The 22,293-nt window shown below is 70.4% G+C and carries 19 protein-coding genes; 7 read left to right on the forward strand and 12 right to left on the reverse strand.

Annotated features, from left to right (window positions below; genetic code table 11):
- Positions 1-484, forward strand: a 484-nt coding sequence (locus G3I19_RS02925) for a helix-turn-helix domain-containing protein (RefSeq protein ID WP_239073928.1), incomplete at its 5' end; no start/stop codon positions are given.
- Positions 485-572: 88 nt separating this feature from the next.
- Here G3I19_RS02925 and cynR read toward each other — a convergent pair.
- Positions 573-1,478, reverse strand: coding sequence for a transcriptional regulator CynR (gene cynR, locus G3I19_RS02930; protein ID WP_164259126.1), 906 nt, complete (start codon positions 1,476-1,478; stop codon positions 573-575).
- Positions 1,479-1,601: 123 nt separating this feature from the next.
- On the opposite strand from cynR, the gene G3I19_RS02935 reads away from it, so the two are divergent.
- The 3 genes from G3I19_RS02935 to G3I19_RS02945 all read left to right on the forward strand — a co-directional run bounded on the left by G3I19_RS02935 (position 1,602) and on the right by G3I19_RS02945 (position 3,375).
- Positions 1,602-2,228, forward strand: coding sequence for a carbonic anhydrase (locus tag G3I19_RS02935; protein ID WP_164259128.1), 627 nt, complete (start codon positions 1,602-1,604; stop codon positions 2,226-2,228).
- Between the two features lie 116 nt (positions 2,229-2,344).
- A complete protein-coding gene (gene cynS, locus G3I19_RS02940) occupies positions 2,345-2,815 on the forward strand; it encodes a cyanase (RefSeq protein WP_164259130.1) in 471 nt (156 codons plus the stop codon).
- A gap of 59 nt (positions 2,816-2,874) precedes the next feature.
- Positions 2,875-3,375 carry a nucleoside deaminase gene (locus tag G3I19_RS02945; RefSeq protein ID WP_164259132.1) on the forward strand — a complete coding sequence of 167 codons (501 nt, stop codon included), beginning with the start codon at positions 2,875-2,877 and terminating at the stop codon, positions 3,373-3,375.
- Positions 3,376-3,441: 66 nt separating this feature from the next.
- Here the strand turns inward: G3I19_RS02945 and G3I19_RS02950 are convergent, their stop codons facing one another.
- The 7 genes from G3I19_RS02950 to G3I19_RS02980 form a co-directional block, all read right to left on the reverse strand.
- Positions 3,442-4,023, reverse strand: a complete 582-nt coding sequence (locus tag G3I19_RS02950; protein ID WP_164259134.1) for a TetR/AcrR family transcriptional regulator — start codon at positions 4,021-4,023, stop codon at positions 3,442-3,444.
- A 122-nt stretch (positions 4,024-4,145) separates the two neighbouring features.
- On the reverse strand, positions 4,146-5,738 hold the full coding sequence (serA, locus tag G3I19_RS02955) for a phosphoglycerate dehydrogenase (protein ID WP_164259136.1): 1,593 nt from the start codon (positions 5,736-5,738) through the stop codon (positions 4,146-4,148).
- Positions 5,739-5,958: 220 nt separating this feature from the next.
- Complete coding sequence (gene ilvC / locus G3I19_RS02960) at positions 5,959-6,960, reverse strand: ketol-acid reductoisomerase (protein WP_164259138.1); 1,002 nt, start codon at positions 6,958-6,960, stop codon at positions 5,959-5,961.
- A gap of 152 nt (positions 6,961-7,112) precedes the next feature.
- The gene (ilvN, locus tag G3I19_RS02965; protein WP_164259146.1) at positions 7,113-7,640 is read right to left on the reverse strand and encodes an acetolactate synthase small subunit; all 528 of its coding nucleotides are present in this window, start codon (positions 7,638-7,640) and stop codon (positions 7,113-7,115) included.
- Positions 7,641-7,660: 20 nt separating this feature from the next.
- The gene (locus G3I19_RS02970; protein WP_203599077.1) at positions 7,661-9,547 is read right to left on the reverse strand and encodes an acetolactate synthase large subunit; all 1,887 of its coding nucleotides are present in this window, start codon (positions 9,545-9,547) and stop codon (positions 7,661-7,663) included.
- A gap of 215 nt (positions 9,548-9,762) precedes the next feature.
- Positions 9,763-12,615 (reverse strand): EAL domain-containing protein, encoded by a 2,853-nt coding sequence (locus tag G3I19_RS02975; protein ID WP_164259150.1) that lies wholly within the window; start codon positions 12,613-12,615, stop codon positions 9,763-9,765.
- Between the two features lie 298 nt (positions 12,616-12,913).
- Entirely contained in the window at positions 12,914-13,852 is a 939-nt protein-coding gene (locus tag G3I19_RS02980; RefSeq protein ID WP_164259152.1) for a 2-hydroxyacid dehydrogenase, read from the reverse strand.
- A 46-nt stretch (positions 13,853-13,898) separates the two neighbouring features.
- Between G3I19_RS02980 and G3I19_RS02985 the strand changes: the two genes are divergently transcribed.
- The 3 genes from G3I19_RS02985 to G3I19_RS02995 all read left to right on the forward strand — a co-directional run bounded on the left by G3I19_RS02985 (position 13,899) and on the right by G3I19_RS02995 (position 16,539).
- Complete coding sequence (locus G3I19_RS02985; protein ID WP_164259153.1) at positions 13,899-14,891, forward strand: aldo/keto reductase; 993 nt, start codon at positions 13,899-13,901, stop codon at positions 14,889-14,891.
- A gap of 59 nt (positions 14,892-14,950) precedes the next feature.
- Positions 14,951-16,162: a PQQ-dependent sugar dehydrogenase gene (locus G3I19_RS02990; RefSeq protein WP_164259154.1), complete on the forward strand. Its 1,212-nt coding sequence runs from the start codon at positions 14,951-14,953 to the stop codon at positions 16,160-16,162.
- A gap of 65 nt (positions 16,163-16,227) precedes the next feature.
- Positions 16,228-16,539, forward strand: a complete 312-nt coding sequence (locus G3I19_RS02995) for a DUF6191 domain-containing protein (protein WP_164259124.1) — start codon at positions 16,228-16,230, stop codon at positions 16,537-16,539.
- On the opposite strand, the gene G3I19_RS03000 is transcribed toward G3I19_RS02995, so the two are convergent.
- The 4 genes from G3I19_RS03000 to G3I19_RS03010 form a co-directional block, all read right to left on the reverse strand.
- On the reverse strand, positions 16,524-19,622 hold the full coding sequence (locus G3I19_RS03000) for a helix-turn-helix transcriptional regulator (RefSeq protein WP_164259253.1): 3,099 nt from the start codon (positions 19,620-19,622) through the stop codon (positions 16,524-16,526). The two genes, G3I19_RS02995 and G3I19_RS03000, sit on opposite strands and share 16 nt — an antisense overlap.
- A gap of 146 nt (positions 19,623-19,768) precedes the next feature.
- Complete coding sequence (locus tag G3I19_RS36765) at positions 19,769-19,942, reverse strand: hypothetical protein (protein WP_203599079.1); 174 nt, start codon at positions 19,940-19,942, stop codon at positions 19,769-19,771.
- Positions 19,943-20,188: 246 nt separating this feature from the next.
- Positions 20,189-21,064 (reverse strand): deoxyribose-phosphate aldolase, encoded by an 876-nt coding sequence (locus tag G3I19_RS03005; RefSeq protein WP_203599080.1) that lies wholly within the window; start codon positions 21,062-21,064, stop codon positions 20,189-20,191.
- 39 nt (positions 21,065-21,103) lie between these two features.
- Positions 21,104-21,982 carry a TIM barrel protein gene (locus tag G3I19_RS03010; RefSeq protein WP_203599081.1) on the reverse strand — a complete coding sequence of 293 codons (879 nt, stop codon included), beginning with the start codon at positions 21,980-21,982 and terminating at the stop codon, positions 21,104-21,106.
- Positions 21,983-22,293: the final 311 nt, after the last annotated feature.

Here is a 22,293-nt window from a genome sequence, read left to right on the forward strand (position 1 = left end):
CCGCGTGCAGGCGGTCGTGGTCGCGGGTCATGCCGGCGACCACGCCGAGGCGGTGGACGAGCCGCTCACGGGCAGAGATGTAGCCCCACTCGAAGTCCTCGACGGGCACCCGGGCGAGCTGTCGGTGTCCTGGCAGGAGTCCGCCGCCGCCGCCCGCGCCGCGGCCGCCGAGCCACGGTTCGGCCCGGTCGCGGAGTGGGCCTCGATCGGCCCGTACCGCCTGCTGACCGCACTGCCCCCGGGGCGCGCGCACGACACGGTGCTACGGAATCTCCTGGCGCCGGTCCATGCCGAACTGGCCCACACCGCCGAGGTGTTCCTCGACTGCGCCGGCCAGGCAGGCCGTACGGCTTCGGCGCTCGGCATCCACCGGCAGACCCTCTACTACCGGCTCTCCCGTATCGAGCAGCTGACCGGCCTCGACCTGGACGAGGGCGAGGACCGGCTGCTGCTGCACATGGCTCTGAAGGGGGCCCGGCTGTAGCGCCGGCGCGGCCCGGCCGCCCGGCCGTCTGTCCGCCCGCCCGTCTGTCCACCCGTCCACCCACCGCCGGGGCGCTCGCGCGGCACCGTCAGGCGGGCGCGTAGCCGCGGGCCCTGAGCAGGTGCTGGACGACGTCCGTGAAGGCGCGGGACGCGGCGCTCCGGTAGGCGCTCTCACGCCGGAGAAGCGCGACGGTGCGCTGCGGAAGGGGCGGTTCCAGCGGGACGGGGTGCAGATGCGGATGGTCGTGCGTGATGGCGTCGGGCAGGACGGTGGCCAGCGGGGTACGCCGGACGATCTCGGTGAGCGCCTGGATGGAGTTGGCCTCCACCATGATGCGGGGGCTGACCCGCTGCTGGGTGAAGTAGGCGTCGATATGACCGCGGGTGGCGAAGTCATCGCTGAGCAGGGCGAGATGACGCTCGGCGAGGCCGCTCACGGGCAGTGGCGCCCCGAGGCCGGCGTCCGGCCGCCCGGCTCCGACGACGAGGCTGAGCGTTTCGGTGAACAGGGCGGTCGCGGCGATACCGGGCAGATGGGGGCCGTCGAAGGCGATCCCGAGGTCGAGGCCGTCGGCGAGCAGCGCCGACTCGATCCGGTCCTGCGTCATTTCCCTGACGTCCAGGGCGATACCGGGGTGACGGGTGTGCAGTTCGGCGATCAGCGGGCCGATCAGATACGCGGTGAAGGTCGGGGTCACCGCGAGGCGCAGGCTGCCCCGGGAGAGGTCCTGGACATCGGCGACGGCCCGTTCACCGGCCGCCAGGTCTCGCAGCGCGCGGCGGGCGTAGTGCACGTACGCCTCACCGGCATCGGTGAGGCGTACGGCGCGGCCGGTACGGTCCAGCAGCTGCACCCCGACCCCGCGCTCCAACTGCTTGATCTGCTGGGACAGCGTGGGCTGGGAGATCCGCAGGTCTTCGGCCGCGCGGGTGAAGCTGCCGTGCTCGGCCACGGCGAGCAGATAGCGCAGGTGACGCAGTTCCAGGGCCATGCCCACCACTATAGATGCGAGCAATAGGACTTATGGATATTACGTCTTGGACGCTATAGCACCAGGTCATGCACAGTGGATCCAGTCGGCCCACCGGCTCGGCATCCATCGAAGGGAGTGGCCATGGACGACCTCACCGAGGGAGTACGGCGCTTCAAGCAGCACCTCTTTCCACCGAGGGCGGAGCTCTTCGCCCGTCTCGCCGGCCACCACAGGCCGACGACGCTGTTCATCGGCTGCTCCGACGCGCGGGTCGTGCCGGAGCTGATCTGCGCCAGCGAACCGGGTGAACTGTTCGTGATCCGTACCGCGGGCAACTTCGTCCCGGCCCACTCCCCCGGCGCCGCTGCCGGCACCGACACGATCGCCGGCGCGGACGGAATCGCGGCGAGCGTCGAGTACGCCGTCGCCGTACTGGGCGTGTCCGCCGTCGTGGTGTGCGGGCACTCCGCCTGCGGTGCGATGACCGCCGTGGCCGACGGCCACGACCTGACCGGCGCCCCCGCGGTGGCCGGCTGGCTGCGGCACACGGACATCTCCCCGGACGCCGCGGCCGGGACGTACACCGTGGACGCGCTGATACGCCGGAACGTGCTCACGCAGTTGGCGAACCTGGCCGGACACCCCTCGGTGGCCCGCGCCCTCGCCGCGGGCACGATCACCCTGCACGGCTGGGTCTACGACATCGCCACGGGCACCGTCGAAGAGCTCGACCCCATGACCGGCCGCGGCACCGCCCTCGCGGCCTGACCCGCACCCCTGATCCCCGCCGAAGCAGCACCTGCCCAAGCGATACGCGAGGGATACGCGAGAGATACGCGGGAGATCACCACCCACCGGAGAACAACCCGAGAGGAACCCTGCTCATGCCGCACGCCCAGCTGGACCCCACCGCCCGTCAGGACCTGGCCGTCGCCGCTGTCGACGCCAAGACCCGCAAGGACCTGTCCTGGCAGCAGATCGCCGATGCCGCCGGACTGTCGACGGCCTTCACCACAGCCGCCGTTCTCGGCCAGCACGCCCTGCCGGCCGAGGCCGCGCGGGCCGTCGCCGCCCTGCTCGGCCTGGACGACGACGCCGTGATGCTCCTGCAGACCATCCCGACCCGGGGCTCGATCCCCGGCGGCATCCCGGCCGATCCGACCATCTACCGCTTCCACGAGATGCTCCAGGTCTACGGCACCACGCTCAAAGCCCTGGTCCACGAGCAGTTCGGCGACGGCATCATCAGCGCGATCAACTTCCGGCTCGATGTACGGAAGGTCGCCGACCCGGAGGGCGGCGAGCGGGCCGTCATCACCCTCGACGGCAAGTACCTCCCCACCAAGCCCTTCTGACCTGCCCGCAGCCCCCATTCCGTAACCCGTAACCGCGTTCCGTACCCCGGAGGATCCTCATGGACTTCGCACAGCGCACCATCGACATCGCCCGGCAGAACGTCGCCGAGGGCGGGCGGCCGTTCGCCACCGTCATCGTCAAGGACGGCGCGATCCTGGCCGAGAGCCCGAACAAGGTCGCCCAGACGAACGACCCCACAGCCCACGCGGAAGTCCTCGCCATCCGCGAGGCATGCGTGAAGCTGGGCACCGAGCATCTCTCGGGCACCACCATCTACGTCCTGGCCCACCCCTGCCCGATGTGTCTGGGGGCGCTGTACTACTGCTCCCCCGACGAGGTCGTCTTCCTCACCACCCGCGACGCCTACGAGCCGCACTACGTCGACGACCGCAAGTACTTCGAACTCGACACCTTCTACGCCGAGTTCGCGAAGGACTACACCGAGCGCCGGCTGCCGATGCGCCACGAGACGCATGACGGCGCGGTCGACGTCTACCGCTTCTGGCAGGAGCTGAACGGCGGCGAGCGGCGCGTGGCCGGCGCCCCCACCGCGGGCTGACGCACCGGCACAGCCCCGCCGGGCGGGCGCAGTTCAGCAGTTTTCCCCCGGACAGGGCTGTGCCCGTCAGTCCGGCCGGTCGTCCCCGAGGATCGCCCTCAGGCCGTCCGTGAGGTCCCGCGCGGAGGGCGCCGTGGCCGGGTCCACCAGCCACTGGACCATCACCCCGGCGAGGAGTGCCTGGTAGACGAGACCCGCCGTCCGCGCCTTCTCGGGTTCGGCCTTCTCGTCGATGCCCTGGAAGTTCTGGGCGAGCCCGGTTCGGCCCTCCTGCTGCGGCCCGGCGATCGCCTTGCGCAGCTCCGGCTCGTCGTCGATGCGCGAGATCACCTCGAGCTGCAGCTTCCACAGCGCCCGGCTGACGTCGTAGGAGTCGATCACCTTCCCCCATACCGCCTCGAAGCGCTCGTACGGATCGGTGAAGGCCGTGGGATCCACGCCCGACTCCTCGCCGACCGTGTCGCCCCACTCCTCGGTCACCTTGAGGAAGGCCAGGTTGAGCAGGGCCTCCTTGGAACCGTAGTGGTAGCCGATGGAGGCCAGATTCGTGCCGGAGGCGGCGACGATGTCGCGGGCCGTCGTCCGCGCGTACCCCTTCTCCAGCAGGCAGCGCTTGGCGCCTTCGAGCAGATCCTCACGATGTCCCATGACAGCAGCGTACCCGGCTCGCAGACGCCTGTGTAAGACGTGTGTCTACGAGCCGGGTACGGCGCTGACATGCGGAGATCAGCCGGTGATGAGTGAGCGGTCAGCGGCCGGTCGGGCGGCGGTCAGTCGGTCAGGTCGACCGAACGGGCCGAGGCCGCACCGATCTCCTCGGAGATCTCGGCCAGCACAACCGGCGGCACGTTGTCATCGACGGTCAGGACGACCAGCGCCTCGCCGCCCACGGCAGCCCGCGAGACCTGCATGCCCGCGATGTTCAGCCCGGCCTCGCCGAGGATCTTGCCGACGGCGCCGACCACACCGGGGCGGTCCGCGTAACGCAGCACGACCATGTGGTCGGAGAGCGCCACGTCCACGTCGTACCCACCGACGGCGACGATCTTCTGGAGGTTCTTCGGACCGGCCAGCGTGCCGGAGACCGAGACCTCCTCGCCGTCCGCGAGGGTTCCGCGGACGGTGACGACATTGCGGTGGTCGGGCGACTCCGAGCTGGTCGTCAGACGGACCTCGACGCCGCGCTCCTGCGCGAAGAGCGGAGCGTTGACGTAGCTGACCGTCTCGTCCACGACGTCCTCGAACACGCCCTTGAGCGCGGAGAGTTCGAGCACCTTGACGTCGTGCTGGGTGATCTCGCCGTACACCTCGACGTCGAGCCGGGCCGCGACCTCGCCCGCCAGCGCGGTGAAGATCCGGCCGAGCTTCTCCGCGAGCGGCAGCCCCGGGCGCACGTCCTCGGCGATCACACCGCCCTGGACGTTGACCGCGTCGGGGACGAGCTCACCGGCGAGCGCCAGGCGGACGGACTTGGCGACCGCGACGCCCGCCTTCTCCTGGGCCTCGTCCGTGGAGGCACCGAGGTGCGGGGTGCAGACGACCTGGTCGAACTGGAACAGCGGGGAGTCCGTGCAGGGCTCCTTCGAGTACACATCAAGACCGGCACCGGCGACGCGCCCCTCCTTGAGAGCCGAGGCGAGTGCCTCCTCGTCCACGATCCCGCCGCGCGCGGCGTTGACGATCCGGACGTGCGGCTGCACCTTGTGCAGCGCCTCGTCGCCGATCAGGCCGATCGTCTCGGGGGTCTTCGGGAGGTGGACCGTGATGAAGTCCGCGACCTCGAGCAGCTCGTCGAGCGAGAGCAGCTTGACGCCCATCTGGGCGGCACGCGCGGGCTGTACGTAGGGGTCGTAGGCGACGATCTTCATCCCGAAGGCCGACATGCGCTGCGCGACCAGGACGCCGATCCGGCCGAGGCCGACGACACCGAGGGTCTTCTCGCTCAGCTCGACGCCCGTGTACTTCGAGCGCTTCCACTCGCCGTTCTTGAGCGCGCTGTTGGCCTGCGGGATGTTGCGCGCGGTGGCGACCAGCAGACCGCAGGCGAGCTCGGCGGCGGTGACGATGTTGGAGGTCGGTGCGTTCACGACCATGACGCCGGCCTTGGTGGCGGCGGAGACGTCGACGTTGTCCAGGCCGACACCGGCGCGGGCGACGATCTTCAGCTTCTTGGCCGCGGCGACGGCCTCGGCGTCGACCTTGGTGGCCGAGCGCACCAGGATCGCGTCCACATCGGCGATGGCGGGCAACAGCTCCGCGCGGTCGGCGCCGTTGCAGTGCCGGACCTCGAAGTCGGGTCCCAGCGCGTCCACCGTGGCGGGCGACAGCTCTTCAGCGATGAGTACGACAGGTTTCGAGCTCACGTAGTCCTCACAAGTCCGTTGCGGAGGGCCGTCCCGACGGCCGCAGGCGGAGGGGCTGGGCGCGTGAAAGACGCACGACGCTGTGGGCCTGACGCGTATGTTCTGAGCAGTGTAGTGGCGTTGCGGCCCACATATTCCGCCAGTACGGAAGGATCACCCGTACGGGGTTGGCCACGGTGGACAGGGGGCCGTCCGTGCGGACGGCCCCCTGCCTCAAGGCTTACGCCTCGTCGTTGTCGACCCAGCTCATGAGCTTGCGGAGCTCCTTGCCCGTGGTCTCCAGGAGGTGGTTCTCGTCGGCCTTCTTGTACTCGTTGTACTTCTTCAGACCGCCGTGGTACTCGTCCATCCAGTTCTTGGCGAACGTACCGTCCTGGATCTCACCGAGGATCTTCTTCATCTCGACCTTGGTCTGGTCGGTGATGATGCGCGGCCCGCTGACGTAGTCGCCCCACTCAGCGGTCTCCGAGATCGACCAGCGCATCTTCTCCAGACCGCCCTCGTACATGAGGTCCACGATCAGCTTCAGCTCGTGGAGGCACTCGAAGTACGCGATCTCCGGCTGGTAACCGGCCTCGGTCAGCGTCTCGAAGCCCGCCTTGACCAGCGCAGCGGTACCACCGCAGAGCACAGCCTGCTCACCGAACAGGTCGGTCTCGGTCTCCTCGGTGAACGTCGTCTTGATGACGCCCGCGCGGGTGCCGCCGATGCCCTTCGCGTACGAGAGCGCCAGCGCCAGGCCCTTGCCCGAGGCGTCCTGCTCGACGGCCACGATGCACGGAACGCCGCGGCCCTCCTCGTACTGACGGCGGACCAGGTGGCCCGGGCCCTTCGGGGCGACCATGCAGACGTCGACACCGGCCGGCGGCTTGATGAAGTCGAAGCGGATGTTCAGGCCGTGGCCGAAGAACAGCGCGTCGCCGTCCTTCAGGTTGTCCTTGATGGACTCCTCGTAGACCTGGGCCTGGATCGGGTCCGGGACGAGGATCATGATGACGTCTGCCTCGGCGGACGCCTCGGCGGGGGTCACCACGCGCAGGCCCTGCTCCTCGGCCTTGGCCTTGGACTTGGAGCCCTCGTGCAGACCGACACGGACGTCGACACCCGAGTCACGCAGCGACAGCGCGTGGGCGTGGCCCTGGCTGCCGTATCCGATGACTGCGACCTTGCGGCCCTGGATGATCGACAGGTCGGCATCGTCGTCGTAGAAAAGCTCGGCCACTGGGATATCTCCTTGGTGTGCAGGTGTTACGGCCCACCGTACGGCGGGCGGGGGAGGGAAGGTTCACGGGTCTCGCCATACGAGCGGCCGGGCACCGCGTGATCCGCGGAACGCGCGGTGCCCACCGGCTCGGACGGCCGCCCGAAGACCGCTCAGGCGCTGCGTTCGAGCGCCCGCAGGCTGCGGTCGGTGATGGAGCGCGCGCCCCGGCCTATGGCGATGGACCCGGACTGGACGAGCTCCTTGATGCCGTACGGCTCCAGCATCTTCAGCATCGCGTCCAGCTTGTCGGTCCCGCCGGTGGCCTCGATGGTCACGGCCTCCGGTGAGACGTCCACGGTCTTGGCGCGGAACAGCTGGACGATCTCGACGATCTGGGAGCGGGTCTCGTTGTCGGCGCGGACCTTCACCAGGACGAGCTCGCGCTGGATCGCAGCGCCGGGCTCGAGTTCGACGATCTTCAGGACGTTGACCAGCTTGTTGAGCTGCTTCGTCACCTGCTCCAGCGGCAGGTCTTCGACACTCACCACAATGGTGATGCGGGAGATGTCGGGGTGTTCGGTGACGCCCACGGCGAGCGAGTCGATATTGAAGCCGCGGCGGGAGAACAGGGCGGCGATCCGGGCGAGGATGCCCGGCGTGTTCTCGACCAGGACGGAGAGCGTGTGCTTGGTGGACATGTCGTCGGTCTCTCTCTGTCTCAGTTCTCTTCGCTGTCGCCGAAGTCGGGGCGGACGCCGCGAGCGGCCATGACCTCGTCGTTGGAGGTACCGGCGGCCACCATCGGCCAGACCATCGCGTCCTCGTGGACGATGAAGTCGACCACGACCGGGCGGTCGTTGATCGCGTTCGCCTCGGCGATGACCTTGTCCAGGTCCTCCGGGCGCTCGCAGCGCAGCGCGACACAGCCCATGGCCTCGGACAGCTTCACGAAGTCCGGGATCCGGGTACCGCCGCTGGCCTTGCCGTCCGCCGCGATGCCGTCGGCCCCGGGGCCCGAGTGCAGCACCGTGTTGGAGTAGCGCTGGTTGTAGAAGAGGGTCTGCCACTGGCGGACCATCCCGAGCGCACCGTTGTTGATGATCGCGACCTTGATCGGGATGTTGTTGAGCGCGCAGGTGGTCAGTTCCTGATTGGTCATCTGGAAGCAGCCGTCACCGTCGATCGCCCAGACCATCCGGTCGGGCATGCCGGCCTTGGCGCCCATCGCGGCCGGAACCGCGTAGCCCATCGTGCCGGCGCCGCCCGAGTTCAGCCAGGTCGCCGGGTGCTCGTAGTTGATGAAGTGCGAGGCCCACATCTGGTGCTGGCCCACGCCCGCCGCGAAGATCGCGTCCCCTTCGGCGGCCCGGCCGATGCGCTCGATGACCTGCTGCGGCGAGAGGCTGCCGTCCGCCGGCAGGTCGTAGCCCAGCGGGTAGGTGTCGCGCCAGCGGTTCAGGTCCGTCCACCAGTCCGCGTACCGCTTCTGGGCGGCGGGGCCCATGGTGCCCTCGGTGTGCTCGGCCTGGACGGCCTGGACCAGATCGGCGATGACCTCGCGGGCGTCCCCCACGATCGGCACGTCCACCAGGCGGTTCTTGCCGATCTCCGCGGGGTCGACGTCCGCGTGGATGACCTTGGCGTCCGGGGCGAAGCTGTCCAGCTTGCCGGTGACCCGGTCGTCGAAGCGGGTGCCGAGCGCGATCAGCAGGTCGGACTTCTGCAGTGCGGTCACCGCGGTCACCGCACCGTGCATCCCGGGCATGCCCACGTGCTGCGGGTGGCTGTCGGGGAACGCGCCGAGCGCCATCAGCGTGGTGGTGACCGGCGCACCGGTCAGCTCGGCGAGCACCTTGAGCTCCGCGGTGGCGTGTGCCTTGATGACACCGCCGCCGACGTACAGCACCGGGCGCTTGGCCTGGGCGATCAGCCGGGCGGCCTCCCGGATCTGCTTGGCGTGCGGCTTGGTGACCGGCCGGTAGCCGGGCAGCTCCTGCTGCGGCGGCCAGGAGAACGTGGTCTGCGCCTGCAGCGCGTCCTTGGCGATGTCCACCAGCACCGGGCCGGGGCGCCCGGTCGAGGCCACGTGGAACGCCTCGGCGATCACCCGCGGGATGTCGGCCGCGTCGGTGACCAGCCAGTTGTGCTTGGTGATCGGCATCGTGATGCCGCAGATGTCCGCCTCCTGGAAGGCGTCCGTACCGATGGAGGCCGCAGCCACCTGGCCGGTGATCGCGACCAGCGGCACGGAGTCCATGTGCGCGTCGGCGATCGGCGTGACCAGGTTGGTGGCACCCGGCCCGGACGTCGCCATGCACACCCCGACCTTCCCGGTCGCCTGTGCGTAACCGGTGGCCGCGTGACCCGCGCCCTGCTCGTGCCGGACCAGAATGTGACGCACCCGGGTCGAGTCCATCATCGGGTCGTACGCCGGGAGGATGGCACCGCCAGGAATGCCGAATACCGTATCGGCCCCGACTTCCTCAAGAGAACGGATGAGGGACTGCGCGCCCGTGACGTGCTCGACGGTGGTGGACGACGGTCCGCCGTTACGGGCCCGCGGCTGCGGGTGGTGGGCCCCGGTGGCCTGCTCGGTCATCGGCATTCTCTTCTCGAAGCTGAGGGTTTTTGCGGGGATTTTCGCGGTTTTCGGGTGGTGCTGGTGCAACAAAAAACCCCCCGTGCCGTGAGGCAAGCGAGGGGAGCGCGTCGGGGCGTTGAGCGGAGCTGGTGAGGAGCTCTGCTTCAGCCGACGCGCTTTCCAAGTACGAGAATTCGGGTGGTCATGGCACTGACCTTCCTCCCGGCCCCCGGTGACTGTCAAGTGGGTGGGACTGACGTCTCATTATTTGAACCGGCGAAGGAGCGCGTACCGAGCAGTACGGGCCTGGCCGCACTCCCCGGCAGCGGGAAGCGGGAACGGCTCAGCGAGCGGCGCAGCCGGTATTCGTCCAGCGGCCCGGAGAACGCCATGCCCTGTCCGTGCGTACACCCCATCGCGCGCAGCGCGCTCACCTGTTCGGGTAAGTCGACCCCGTCCGCGACCGACTGCATACCCAGATCGCAGGCGATACGCAGCAGCCCGCTGGTGATTTTATGCAGCCGCGCCGATTCCACGACGCCCTCGACGAGTCCGCGGTCCAGTTTGAGTACGTCGACGGGCAGCCGCCGCAGGGCGTTTATCGCCGCATACCCCCGGCCGAACCCGTCCAGGGCGATCCGCACACCGTGCCGGCGCAGGACCATCAGCCGGCGCTCCAGCTCCTCGAAGGCGATCCGTGGGTCACTGTCGGCGATCTCGATGACCAGGGCGCCCGAGGGCAGCCCGTGCCGGCTGAGGAGCGCCTCGATGGAGCCGAGCGGCATGGACCTGTCCAGCAGCCTGCGGGCGGAGAGGCGCACGGCCACCGGCACCTGGTGTCCGGCGCCTCCACGGTCGGCGGCCTGCTCGACGGCCTCTTCGAGCAGCCAGCGGCCGAGCTCGCCGGTCCGGGCGCCCTCGGCCATGTCGCCGCTCTCCTGGACCTGGAGGAACTCGGCCGGGGTGAAGAGGATGCCCTGCGTGGAGCGCCAGCGGGCCTGCGCGGCGACCGCGGCGATCCGGCCGGTCGTGAGGTTCACCACCGGCTGGTGCAGCAGGGCGAACTCCCCGTCGTGCAGCGCGGTACGGAGCCGGGCGGTCAGCTCGGACCGGCGGACCACCTCGGCCTGCATCTGAGGCGCGTACAGCTCGACGCGGTTCTTGCCGCCGGCCTTGGCCCGGTACATGGCGAGGTCGGCGTTGCGCATCAGGTCGGTCGGGGTGATGGCCGACTCGGCGAAGGCGACCCCGATGGAGGCCGCGACCCGCACCTCGCTGCCCTCGATCCGGTACGGCTCGGAGAGCCGCAGCCGCAGCCGGTCGGCGATCTCGTGGACCTGGCACTCACGGGCGGGCTGGTCCTGGCCGCCGTTCCCGATGATCAGGGCCGCGAACTCGTCGCCACCGAGCCGGGCCGCCGTGTCCGCGGCCCGGACCGACTCCTGGAGGCGGCGGGCCGCCTGGACCAGCAGCTCGTCCCCGGCCTGGTGGCCGATGGTGTCGTTCACCGCCTTGAAGCCGTCCAGGTCGATGAAGAGCACCGCGGTGCCGTGGTCCGTCGCCCTGCGCCCGACCAGGGCCTTGCGGACCCGGTCGGTGAAGAGAGCGCGGTTGGGCAGGTCGGTGAGCGGGTCGTGCTCGGCGTTGTGCTGCAACTGGGCCTGGAGCCTGACCCGTTCGGTCACGTCCCTGCTGTTGAAGATCAGGCCGCCCTGGTGGCGGTTGACCGTGGACTCGACATTGAGCCAGTCACCCGTGCCGGATCTGAAGCGGCACTCGATCCGGGTGGTGGGTTCGGTGGCGGGTGAGGCGGCCAGGAACCGGCGTACCTCGTGGACGACGCGCCCCAGGTCCTCGGAGTGGATGAGGGAGGCGAGCTCCGAACCGATGAGCTCTTCGGCGTCCCGTCCGTAGACACCGGCGGCCGCGGGGCTGACGTAGCGCAGGATGCCGGTGGGTGCGGCGATCATGATGACATCGCTCGACCCCTGCACCAGGGACCGGAAGTGGTTCTCCTTCTGGGCCAGTTCATGGGTGAGCGCGATGTTGTCGACGAGCATGATGCCCTGCCGTACGACCAGGGCGAGCACGACCGTACAGCCCGTGAAGACGACCACCCGGTCCACTCTGCGGCCGTCGATCACGTTGTCGAGGATGCCGAGGGTGCAGACGGCGGCGGCGAGATACGGCGTGAGTGCGGCGAGCGAGCCCGCGATCGGGCGGCTCGGGCGGCCGGCGTGACGGATCCCGCGCGGCACGGGCAGCGGGTCGGCGCCGGTGAATCCGGTGGCCCCCAGCCGTGCGGCCCAGGGTGCGTAGGCCAGGAGCAGCGAGCCCGCGAACCAGCCCGCGTCGAGCAGCTGGCCCGAGTGGTAGCTCGCGCGCAGCAGGGGCGAGGTGAACAGGGCGTCGGACAGGACGGTCAGGGCGAGCCCGGCGATGGCGGTGTTGATCGCCGAACGGTTGGCGTTGGACCTGCGGAAGTGCAGGGCGAGCACCATGGACACCAGCACGATGTCGAGGAGCGGATAGGCGAGCGAGAGGGCCGCGTGGGCCACGCTCTCGTGTCTGCCTTCCAGCCGTGCGGTGTGTGCGAGGGCGAGGCTCCAGGAGAGCGTCAGCAGTGAGCCGCCGATGAGCCAGGCGTCCAGCGCCAGGCAGACCCAGCCGGCCCTGGTGACGGGCCGCTTGGCGAGCACCAGGAGTCCCACGATGGCGGGCGGTGCGAAGCAGAGGAAGAAGAGGTCGGCAAGGGACGGGTTGGGCACCGGGACCCGCAGCACGACCTCGTACCAGCCCCATACCGCGTTTCCGCAGGAGGCCATCGCGGAGGAGACCGAGAAGAGCAGCCAGGCGGGCCGAAACCTGATCTCCCTGGTACGCGCGTAGAAGAAGCAGGAGACGGCTGCCAGCGCCGCGGCGAAGCTGAGACCGAAGTCACCCATGACGAGTGCCAGTTGCTCCGAGCCCCAGTCGAAAGCCGAGCCGACCGCGTATCCCCCGCACACGACGGCGAGGAGGAGCTGGGAGAGCAGGCCCCCCGGTCCGCCGGAGACCGGCCGCCGGGCGAGCAGCGCTCCCGACACACTCACCGCTCCTCCCCCGGGGCCTCCGGCCGCGGCATCGCCCCGCGGGCACCGGATCTGCACACAGCGGGCCGCCGGAAACGCCGTCGATGGCCCCGCTGCGTCAGCTGGTTCGTCCATTGGCCGTGCATCGCCCGTCGCCCCCTCGGTTTCTGTACGCTCCCCCGCACCGTGACCTTGCACGGCGGAGCCCCCAACCGGACGATACACCAGTACCGTCACTCAGGGACATAGTATCTCTACGCTCCGTTACGAGCAGGAGAGTTGTGGACACACAGCGCATTCAAATGCGTACAGAACGTGCCTATTCGGTCGTCAGAACGACATTGTCGAGTGGCTCATCCGCGGCGAACCGGGTCAGCTGCGAGGCCAGCAGCCGCTTGGCGCGCGGCATGAACGCCGAGGTGGGGCCGCCTGCGTGGGGGCTGATGAGACAGCCGGGCGCATGCCACAGCGGGTGCCCGGTGGGCAGCGGTTCGGGGTCGGTGACGTCGAGGGCCGCGTGCAGCCGCTCCGACTCCAGCTCGGCGAGGAGCGCCTTGGTGTCGACGACAGGGCCCCGCGCCACGTTCACCAGCAGCGCACCGTCCTTCATCGACGCCAGGAACTCCGCGCCGGCCAGTCCCCTGGTCTGCTCGGTGAGCGGGGTGGAGAGGACGACGACGTCCGCTTCGGGGAGCAGTTCGGGCAGATCGGTGAATGCGTGCACTCGACCGCGCTCCGTAGTGCGAGAGGAGCGCGCGACGCGCGCCACCCGCGCACACTCGAAGGGAACGAGCCGGTCCTCGATGGCGGCGCCGATCGACCCGTAGCCGACGATCAGGACGGTCTTGTCGGCGAGCGCCGGGCGGAAACCGGACTGCCATTCCTCACGCTGCTGACCGCGCACGAACTCGGGTATGCCGCGCAGCGATGCCAGGATCAGGGTGAGGGTGAGTTCGGCGGTCGACGCCTCGTGCACACCGCGTGCGTTGCAGAGCCGGACGCCCGCGTGGAGTCCGTCAAGTCCCGGACGTACGTGGTCCACACCTGCCGAGAGGGTCTGCACGACGCGCAGATTCGTCATCGCGCCGAGGGGGCGCAGGGCGACGTCCATGCCCTGCATGTAGGGGACCACGTAGTAGGCGCAGTCCGCGGGGTCGGCGGGGTAGTCGGGGCCGCCGTTCCAGAAGCGGTAGCGGAGGCCGCCGGGCAGCCCGTCGATCTTGTCGGGCGGGAAGGGGAGCCACACATCAGCAGTCATGACCTGGAGGTTAGTTTGAGGGACGGAAGAGGGAGGACGCGGCCAAGTGGAGCGCAGGACAATCGGGGCGGCAGCGCTCGAAGTGGGCGCCATCGGGCTCGGCTGCATGCCGATGAGCTGGGCTTACACCGGATCTCAGCAGCGCGGGGACCGTTCGTTGCGTACCGTGCACGCCGCACTCGACGCCGGCTCGACCCTGCTCGACACGGCGGATATGTACGGTCCCTTCACCAATGAACTGCTGCTCGGGCGGATCCTGAAGGAGCGCAGGGCCGATGCCTTTCTCTCCACCAAGTGTGGCCTCCTGGCGGGCGAACAGCACATCGTGGCCAACGGCAGGCCGGGGTACATACGCCGGGCGTGCGACGCGTCACTGCGGCGGCTGCAGACCGATGTGATCGACCTCTACCAGCTGCACAGGGCCGACCCCGAGGTGCCGGTCGAGGAGACCTGGGGGGCGATGGCCGAGCTGGTCGCGGCGGGGAAGGTGCGGGCGCTCGGGTTCTGCGCGGTGGGCGCGCGCGCCTCCAGGCGCTCCGGCGCGCGCCTGCATGACGCGACGGTCGGGCAACTGGAGCGGGTGCAGCAGGTCTTCCCGGTGAGCGCGGTACAGGCCGAGCTCTCGGTCTGGTCCCGGGACGCCCTCGATTCGCTGCTGCCGTGGTGCGAGTCCCGCGGGGTCGGCTTTCTGGCCGCGATGCCGCTGGGGAACGGTTTCCTCACGGGCACGCTCACCCCGGGGCAGGGCTTCGAGCCCGACGATGTGCGGGCCAGGCATCCGCGGTTCACGGCCGAGATGATGGCGGCGAACCAGCCGGTGGTGGCGGGGCTGCGACGGGTCGCGGAACGGCACGGGGCGACGCCGGCCCAGGTGGCGCTGGCGTGGGTGCTGCGGCAGGGACCCCACGTGGTGCCGGTGCCGGGCACCAAACAGGAGCGGTGGGCGGTGGAGAACGCCCGCGCTGCGGAAGTGGTGCCGACGGCGGAGGACCTCGGGGAGATCGCGGGGCTGCCGCCCGCACGGGGTTCCTGGGACTGAGCCGTCCTGGATCGTGTACTGCCGGGCGTGAACGGGAACCGGCGGCGGACCTGCGGTGTATGAACAGTAGCTGTGCCGTCGTCGAAGGGATCGGAACCGTGCAACGTCCAACTGCGCAACGTCCTGCTGTGACAGCCGTGTTGGCCTCGGCGCTGTTGCTGTCGGCCGTGGGGTGCTCGTCCGGGGACGGCGGCAGCCCCCTCGGCACGGCTCGCGCCCCCGGGCCGCACACGGCCGCCGCGGCCTCGCCCTCTCCCTCCCGGTCCGTGCCACCGGCCAAGGGGGCGATGAAGGTCGTCTCGACGCTCACCACGGGCCTCGATTCGCCGTGGGGGGTGGCGGCGCTCCCGGAGGGAGACCTGCTGGTCTCCTCACGCGACCGGGGGACGATCACCAAGGTCGACGCTGATACCGGCCGGAAGACCGTGCTCGGGAAGGTCGCGGGGGTCGCGCCGGCCGGTGAGGGCGGGCTGCTGGGGATAGCCGTCTCCCCCACGTACGCCTCCGACCACCTGGTCTACGCGTACTTCAGCACCACGTCGGACAACCGCATCGCCCGCATGTTCTACGACGAGAAGCAGCCGTCCGGGCAGCAGCTGGGGGCGCCGGACACCGTGTTCAAGGGCATCCCGAAGGGGACCCTGCACAATGGCGGCCGGATCGCGTTCGGGCCGGACAAGATGCTCTACGCGGGCACGGGGGAAACGGGCGACCGGGGCCTGGCCCAGGACAAGAAGTCACTGGGCGGCAAGATCCTCCGGATGACACCGGACGGTCAGCCGGTGCACGGGGACCCCTGGGCGGACTCCGTCGTCTACTCCTACGGCCACCGCAATGTGCAGGGGCTGGCCTGGGACAAGGACGGGCGGCTGTGGGCCGGCGAATTCGGCCAGGACACCTGGGACGAGCTGAATCTGATCGGCCCCGGCAAGAACTACGGCTGGCCCGAGGTGGAGGGCAAGGCGAAGAAAGCGGGCTTCACCGACCCCGTGGAGCAGTGGAAGCCGGCGGATTCCTCACCCAGCGGGATCGCCTTTGCCGAGGGATCCCTATGGATGGCTTCCCTGCGGGGTGAGCGGCTGTGGCGGATTCCGCTCGACGGGGACAAGCCGTTCGCCCAGCCGCAAGCCTTCCTGCAGGGCAAGTACGGGCGGCTGCGCACAGTGGTCTCCGCGGGCGGGGACAGGCTGTGGCTGGTCACCAGCAACACGGATTCCCGGGGCAAGCCCAAGCCCGGGGACGACCGGATCCTTCAGCTGGAGGTGAAGTAGCGAGGGTTACGCTGGGGTGGGCTCACCGCACGGGAGCCGAGCCGGGGCTCGTCACAGGGGGTCTGATGTTCAACCTGATAGAGCAGCTCTTCGCACCCGGGCGCAAACACACCGAGGACGAGAACAAGCGGCTGGAACTGTCCCGGGTCGATCTCAACGACGGCGATCCGGGCCGCGGCCCGATAGATCTGGACTCGGGCACAGTCATCATCCGGTCCCAGGACCAGAGCCCGCACCAGAACCAGAAGGACCAAGGCCGGATGGACCAAGGCCGGATGGATCAAGGCCAAGAGGACCGGGACCAGGGCCAAGGCCGGGACCGGGGCCAGGGCCGGGACCAGAGCCAGGACCAGGGTCGGGCTCAGACAGCCTCCTGAACGGCGGCTTCGCGAGTCTCCGTGGCTCCGGAGACATACCCAGCCGCGTCCGTGAAGAGATGCAGCCGATGGGCCAGCGCGGCCGCCTCGCCCCGGCCGGTGACACCGAGCTTGGCCAGGATGTTGGAGACATGCACGCTCGCCGTCTTGGGGGCGATGAACAGCGTCTCGGCTATCTGGCGGTTGGTACGGCCCGCGGCGACCAGGCGCAGGACATCCTGCTCACGGCTGGTAAGGCCGAAGTCGTCGACCGGGCTGCGTACGTCTTCCGGTGCGACGGCGCGGCGGGGCCCCGTGGTTTCCGCGAGCGGGAGCCGGGCGCGCTGTGCGAGCAGCCGGATCTCCTCGGCGAGCGGCCGGGCGCCCAGCCGGTCGGCCGTGGCGAGAGCGGCGCGGAGCAGTTCGGCCGCGTGTTCCCGGTCCGCGCCGTGTGTGAGCAGGGCGGCCGCCCAGTGCCGGTGTATCTGCGCCAGCTCGTAGGGGCGTTCCAGCGGCGCCAGCGCGTCGGCGGCAGCGCTCCAGTGCTCGGGCAGATCGAGGCCGTCGGCTCGGGCCAGCTCGGCGCTGACGTGCAGGGCATAGGCATGCCAGAGCGGTACGGGGGTGGCCAGCCGCTTGGCCACCGAGCGGATGAGGGTCAGGGCCTGTGCGCGGCCCGGTTCGGCGGCCGGCAGGCCGCGCGTATCGGCCTCGCCTGTGGCGGCCGCCAGTATCAGGGGCCAGGCATAGCGCTGGGTACCGGGAGGGAACCCGGCTTCCACGGCGCCGGCGAGGACCTCACGGGCCTCGTCCAGTCTGCCCCGGGCGGCCAGGGTCGCCAGGCTGAGCCTGGCCAGGGGGATGGAGTGCTGGGGCATGGGGTCGTGGGTGCCGAAGTGGGCATGGGCGGAGGCGAGGTGTCCGGCCGCCTCGTCCTGTTCCCCGCGGAGCAGCGCCATATCGACCAGCCGCAGGCAGACGTTCCCCAGGGGCTTGGCGCTCTGCCCGCACCGGAGCACCCACTGGGCGCAGGCCGACGCCTCGTCCCAGCGGCCCAGGGCGAAGAGCGAGTCGGCCATATTGCCGCGGACCCACGCCTCGTGGTCCCGCAGGGCGTACTTGCCCGCGAGGGCGGTCCCGGCGGCCCCCACGTCGACCGCCTCGGCGGAGCGGCCGATGGCCTCCAGGTTCGACATCAGATTGGTGTACGCGCGGCAGGCGTCGGCGACCAGGCCGAGTTCGGCCGTGCGCTCAAGGGCTGCCCGCATGGTGGTCAGCCCGGTATCGATGTCGCCGGAGTCGATCAGGAGGCCGCCGAGGGTGAGGCGGGCGCTCAGCTCGATCTCCTCCGCGCCCACCAGCCGGGCGTAGTCCACGGCGCATTCGGCCGCCAGCAGGCTGTCGGGCCCCGGTTCATGGAGCATCGCCCAGCCCGCAGCGGTGGCGAGCACCTGGGCGTGGACGGCCGACGGCGGCAGCCCGCGTACCAGCTCCTGGGCGGTGGCGATCTCCCGCCAGCCGTTGCCCCGGGCCAGGCTCTGCTCCAGCTTGGCCCGCTCGGTCCAGAACCACGCGGCGCGCAGGGCGTCGTCGGCGCCACCGTCGATGAGGCGCAGGGCCTTCTTGGCGATCTTCAGCGACCGTTCGCGCTCCCCACAGCAGCGCGCCGCCACCACCGCTTCGGCGAGCAGGTCGAGATAGCACAGCGCCGGAGGCTCGGCCTGCCCTGTTTCACATCCGCAGGCCGGGTAGGCATAGGCGGAATCCGTTGGCCGCAGCACGTCACGCACCTCGGCCGGGGCGCTGTCCCAGACCTCCATCGCCCGCTCCAGGAGCCGCAGTTGCTCGGAGTAGGCGTGGCGCCGGCGTGCCTCGGCCGATGCCAGCAGCACGGCGGGCAGGGTCTTCGCCGCGTCATGCGCGTAGTACCAGTAGCCGGCGAGCCGCGTGGTGCGCGCGTCGGCCCGTACGAGCGAGGGGTCGGCCTCCAGGGCTTCCGCGCAGCGGCGGTTGATCCGGGAGCGCTCGCCCGGCAGCAGATCGTCGCTGACGGCTTCGCGCACCAGCGAGTGGCGGAAGCGGTAGCCGGCACCGTCCGGCGCCGCGATCAGGATGTTGGCCCCGACCGCGGTCCGCAGCGCCTCGATCAGGTCGTCCTCGGAGAGCCGGGTCACGGCGGCGAGAAGGGGGTACTCGACGGTCGATCCCCCCTCGGCCGCGAACCGGACGACGCGCTGGGCGTGGTCGGACAGTGCCTCGACCCTGACCAGCAGGAGATCGCGCAGTGAGTCGCTGATCCCCGAGACCGAACAGGTGCCGCTGCAGACGGCCAGCTCCTCGACGAAGAAGGCGTTGCCGTCGGAGCGCGCGAAGATCTCGTCGGCCAGGGCGGCCTCCGGCTCGGCGGCGAGGATACCGGCCAGCTGGAGGCGCACCTCGGACCGGGTGAAGCGGGCCAGCTCGATCCGGCGGACGGTGCGCAGCCGGTCCAGTTCGGCCAGGAGGGGCCGCAGCGGGTGGCGCCGGTGGATGTCGTCGGCGCGGTAGGTGGCGACGACCACGAGGCGGCCCCTGCTCAGAGTCCGGAAGAGATACGCGAGCAGATGGCGCGTCGACGCGTCGGCCCAGTGCAGATCCTCCAGGACCAGCACCACCGTACGGTCGGCGGCTATCCGCTCGAGGAGCCGGGACGTCAGCTCGAAGAGCCGTGCCGTGCCGTCCTCGTGGTGCGCCTGCCGGCTGGTGTCGCCCAGTTCGGGCAGCAGCCTGGCCAGTTCGCCCTCCTGGCCCTCGACCGCCGCGTCGATCTCGTCGGGAAGCTGACGGCGCAGTGCGCGCAGCGCGGTCGAGAACGGGGCGTACGGCAGGCCGTCGGCGCCGATCTCGACACAGCCGCCGACGGTGACGACGGCCCCCGCGCGGCCGGCCGTCTCGATGAACTCCTCCACGAGCCGGGTCTTGCCGACGCCGGCCTCCCCGCCGATGAGCAGCGCCTGCGGCTCCCCTCCGGTCGCACGGGAGAGGGCTTCTCCGAGGGCGGCCAGCTCATCGGCTCGGCCGACGAACACGGGGCTGACTGAGGTGGACTCCACAGCGCCGAGCATCGCACAGGGGTCCGACAGCACGGCACCCGATTTACGGGCGCCGTCTGCCTCTGCCGCTTCCCGCACCCCGCCGCCTGTCCCTGCCCGTCCCCCGCCGCCTGCCGCTCTCCCTGCCCCGTTGCCTGTGCGCGACTGTGCGCCGGTCATCAGGCAGCGCGGACGAACCGGTCGCGGAGCGATCTCACCGCCCCCCGCGTATCGTGCCGCCCGGAACGGCGGGCGGCCCTGCGGACCCTGCGGGCCTGGCCGACGAGCCGCCCGGCCTCGGCTCTGCGGGCGAGTTCGGCCGCGTGGGCCTTCTGGAGATCGAGCTGGATCATCGTGTTCTCCCCTGTGACGGAAGCCGGTCGCGGCCTCCTGCGATCCCTTCACCTTGGTCTCCCAGGGGGGTCCGCCACATGGGGCGAGTGCCATATCCTCATGGCTGAGAGGGACTTAGCCCACGGCCAAGACGCCTTATCCGGAGCCGGCGGACAGTTGGTCACGTCGATTCCGTACTCACTTCACTGCCGCGCTACTTCACTGCCGCGCCCGCTTCGCTGCTGCCGCGCGCGCTTCGGTTCCCCTCACAGCAGACCGACGGCGGTGTCCACCGCGCCGGCCACGTCGTCGCCGGGCGGATACAGCAGGGCCCGGCCCGCCACCAGCCCCCGTACCGTGGGCAGTCGCAGTGCCTCCTGCCAGGCGGCGTAGGTCTCCTGCGGGGTTCCGGCCGGATCGCCGCCCAGCAGCAGCGCGGGAAGAGTGGACGCCTCCATGACCCGCTGCATGTCGGGCACGACCGGTACCTTCAGCCAGGAGTAGGCGGAGGTGCGGCCGAGGCCCTGCGCGACCGCCATCGCCCGGATCATCGCCTCCGGCCGCAGATCGTTGACGGTTCTGCCGTCGGAGAGGCGGCGCACCCAGAACGGCTCGATCATCGCCATCAGCCGGCGGGACGCCAGTTCCGACACGGCTTCGGCGCAGCCGCTCAGCGTGCTGACCGAGGCGGGGTCGGTGGGGTCGATGCGCAGGAGCATCTTGCCGGCGTTGAAGCCCATCGTGTCGATTGCCTGGGCGTCGTAGGCGGTGAACCGGTCGTCGATCTCGAACGCGGTGCCCGGAATGCCACCGCGGTTCATCGAACCGATGACGACCTTCTTTTCCAGGGCGCCGAGCAGCAGCAGGTCCTCCAGTACATCCGGGGTTCCGAGCACACCGTCCACGCCGGGCCGGTCCAGGGCCGTCATCAGCCGGTCCAGCAGATCCGCCCGGTTGGCCATGGCGTCCGCCCGGCCGCCGACGCTCAGCCCACCGCGCGCGGGGTGGTCCGCGGCGACCAGCATCAGCCGGCCGCGGTCGCCGAGGAGCGAGCGGCGCTGCCTGCCTCGTGCGGCGTCGAGCACCGCCTCGGGGTGGCGCGCCCTGGTCTCCACGAGGGATCGCAGGGCCGCGTCACGCATGCTGGACCGCCCCGGCCGGGTGGTGCTCGCCCACGCCGGTCATCGGGCGACCCGGGACAGATAGTCCAGACTGGTCCGCACATCGGTCAACGGACCCTGGCCCGCGGGTGGTTCCCCGTCCAGTACGGTGTCCTGCTCCAGCACGTACCAGCCCGCGTAGCCGGACGTGCTCAGGGCGTCCACGATGCCTTCGATGTCCACGTCGCCCGCCCCGAGAGGGCGGTACATCCCCTCGCGCACCGCGTCGGTGTAGGCCGTCCGCCCGGACCGTACCCGCCGGGCCAGACCGGCGTCCACGTCCTTGAGGTGTACGTGCGCGACCCGCTCAGGCGCCCGGCGGGCGATCCCGGCGGGATCTGCGCCGCCGACGAGCATGTGTCCGGTGTCCAGACAGAGCGGGACCTCGCACCCGTCCAGCACCCGGTCGATCTCGTCGGGGCCCTCCACCATGGTGCCGACGTGCGAGTGCAGCACCGTTTCCACCCCGGCCCGCGCGGCACGGGCGACGATCCGGTCGAGATTGGTCAGCAGGGTGTGCCAGCCGTCGCCGTCCAGGTGCGGCTTCGAGTCGTATCCGTCCGCGCCGGTGGCCGCGGCGATGACCAGGGTGCGGGCGTCCCCGAATCCGTTCAGCGCCCGCTCCACCCCGGGCAGCGGGTCGTGGCCGCTCTCGTGCAGTACGGCGGGTACGAAGCCGCCGACCGCGGAGAGCTGATGCCCCGCCAGCAGTGCGGCACGCTCCACGGGGTCGGCCGGGAGGAAGCCTTCCGGCCCGAACTCCGTTGCTGTCAGGCCCGCTTCCCGCATCTCGTCCAGCACCCGGGAGGCGGACATCTGGTGTCCCCAGCCCGGCACTTCGCACACACCCCACGAGATGGGCGCGCCGGCCACCCGCATCGTGCGGCCACCTCGTCTCATGCGGCCACCTCATCGGTACGCACGACGGCACTGGTCAGGGTGGGAAGACCGGCGAGCGGACCGGCGCGAAACGCGCCGGTCCGGCCGGTACCGATAACTGCGATTCGCATGTGCGGCACACCTTCCGTGCTGGAGTCAGGGTGGCCCGTGAGTTCACTCCTGCTTCTGTGGCCCGGTCAAGAGTCTGTGCTGACACAGAGTCTGTGCTGACATCACGGGGTAGGCCCGCTGCCATCACGGGGTACGCCCGCTGCGTGGCACGTCATGTGGTGCGTCATATTACGAGGAAGTACTGCCCCAGGGTGCTCTCC

This window comes from Streptomyces sp. SID10853 (assembly GCF_010548145.1).
In the GTDB taxonomy this organism is placed as follows: Bacteria; Actinomycetota; Actinomycetes; order Streptomycetales; family Streptomycetaceae; genus Streptomyces.

What these genes read in the sequence shown, in the direction of transcription:
- cynR (WP_164259126.1), bottom strand. Translation starts at nt 1,478, where the DNA reads ATGGCCCTGGAACTGCGTCACCTGCGCTATCTGCTCGCCGTGGCCGAG.
- G3I19_RS02935 (WP_164259128.1), top strand. Translation starts at nt 1,602, where the DNA reads ATGGACGACCTCACCGAGGGAGTACGGCGCTTCAAGCAGCACCTCTTT.
- cynS (WP_164259130.1), top strand. Translation starts at nt 2,345, where the DNA reads ATGCCGCACGCCCAGCTGGACCCCACCGCCCGTCAGGACCTGGCCGTC.
- G3I19_RS02945 (WP_164259132.1), top strand. Translation starts at nt 2,875, where the DNA reads ATGGACTTCGCACAGCGCACCATCGACATCGCCCGGCAGAACGTCGCC.
- G3I19_RS02950 (WP_164259134.1), bottom strand. Translation starts at nt 4,023, where the DNA reads ATGGGACATCGTGAGGATCTGCTCGAAGGCGCCAAGCGCTGCCTGCTG.
- ilvN (WP_164259146.1), bottom strand. Translation starts at nt 7,640, where the DNA reads ATGTCCACCAAGCACACGCTCTCCGTCCTGGTCGAGAACACGCCGGGC.
- G3I19_RS02970 (WP_203599077.1), bottom strand. Translation starts at nt 9,547, where the DNA reads ATGCCGATGACCGAGCAGGCCACCGGGGCCCACCACCCGCAGCCGCGG.
- G3I19_RS02980 (WP_164259152.1), bottom strand. Translation starts at nt 13,852, where the DNA reads ATGACTGCTGATGTGTGGCTCCCCTTCCCGCCCGACAAGATCGACGGG.
- G3I19_RS02990 (WP_164259154.1), top strand. Translation starts at nt 14,951, where the DNA reads ATGAACAGTAGCTGTGCCGTCGTCGAAGGGATCGGAACCGTGCAACGT.
- G3I19_RS02995 (WP_164259124.1), top strand. Translation starts at nt 16,228, where the DNA reads ATGTTCAACCTGATAGAGCAGCTCTTCGCACCCGGGCGCAAACACACC.
- G3I19_RS03000 (WP_164259253.1), bottom strand. Translation starts at nt 19,622, where the DNA reads ATGCTCGGCGCTGTGGAGTCCACCTCAGTCAGCCCCGTGTTCGTCGGC.
- G3I19_RS36765 (WP_203599079.1), bottom strand. Translation starts at nt 19,942, where the DNA reads ATGATCCAGCTCGATCTCCAGAAGGCCCACGCGGCCGAACTCGCCCGC.
- G3I19_RS03005 (WP_203599080.1), bottom strand. Translation starts at nt 21,064, where the DNA reads ATGCGTGACGCGGCCCTGCGATCCCTCGTGGAGACCAGGGCGCGCCAC.
- G3I19_RS03010 (WP_203599081.1), bottom strand. Translation starts at nt 21,982, where the DNA reads ATGAGACGAGGTGGCCGCACGATGCGGGTGGCCGGCGCGCCCATCTCG.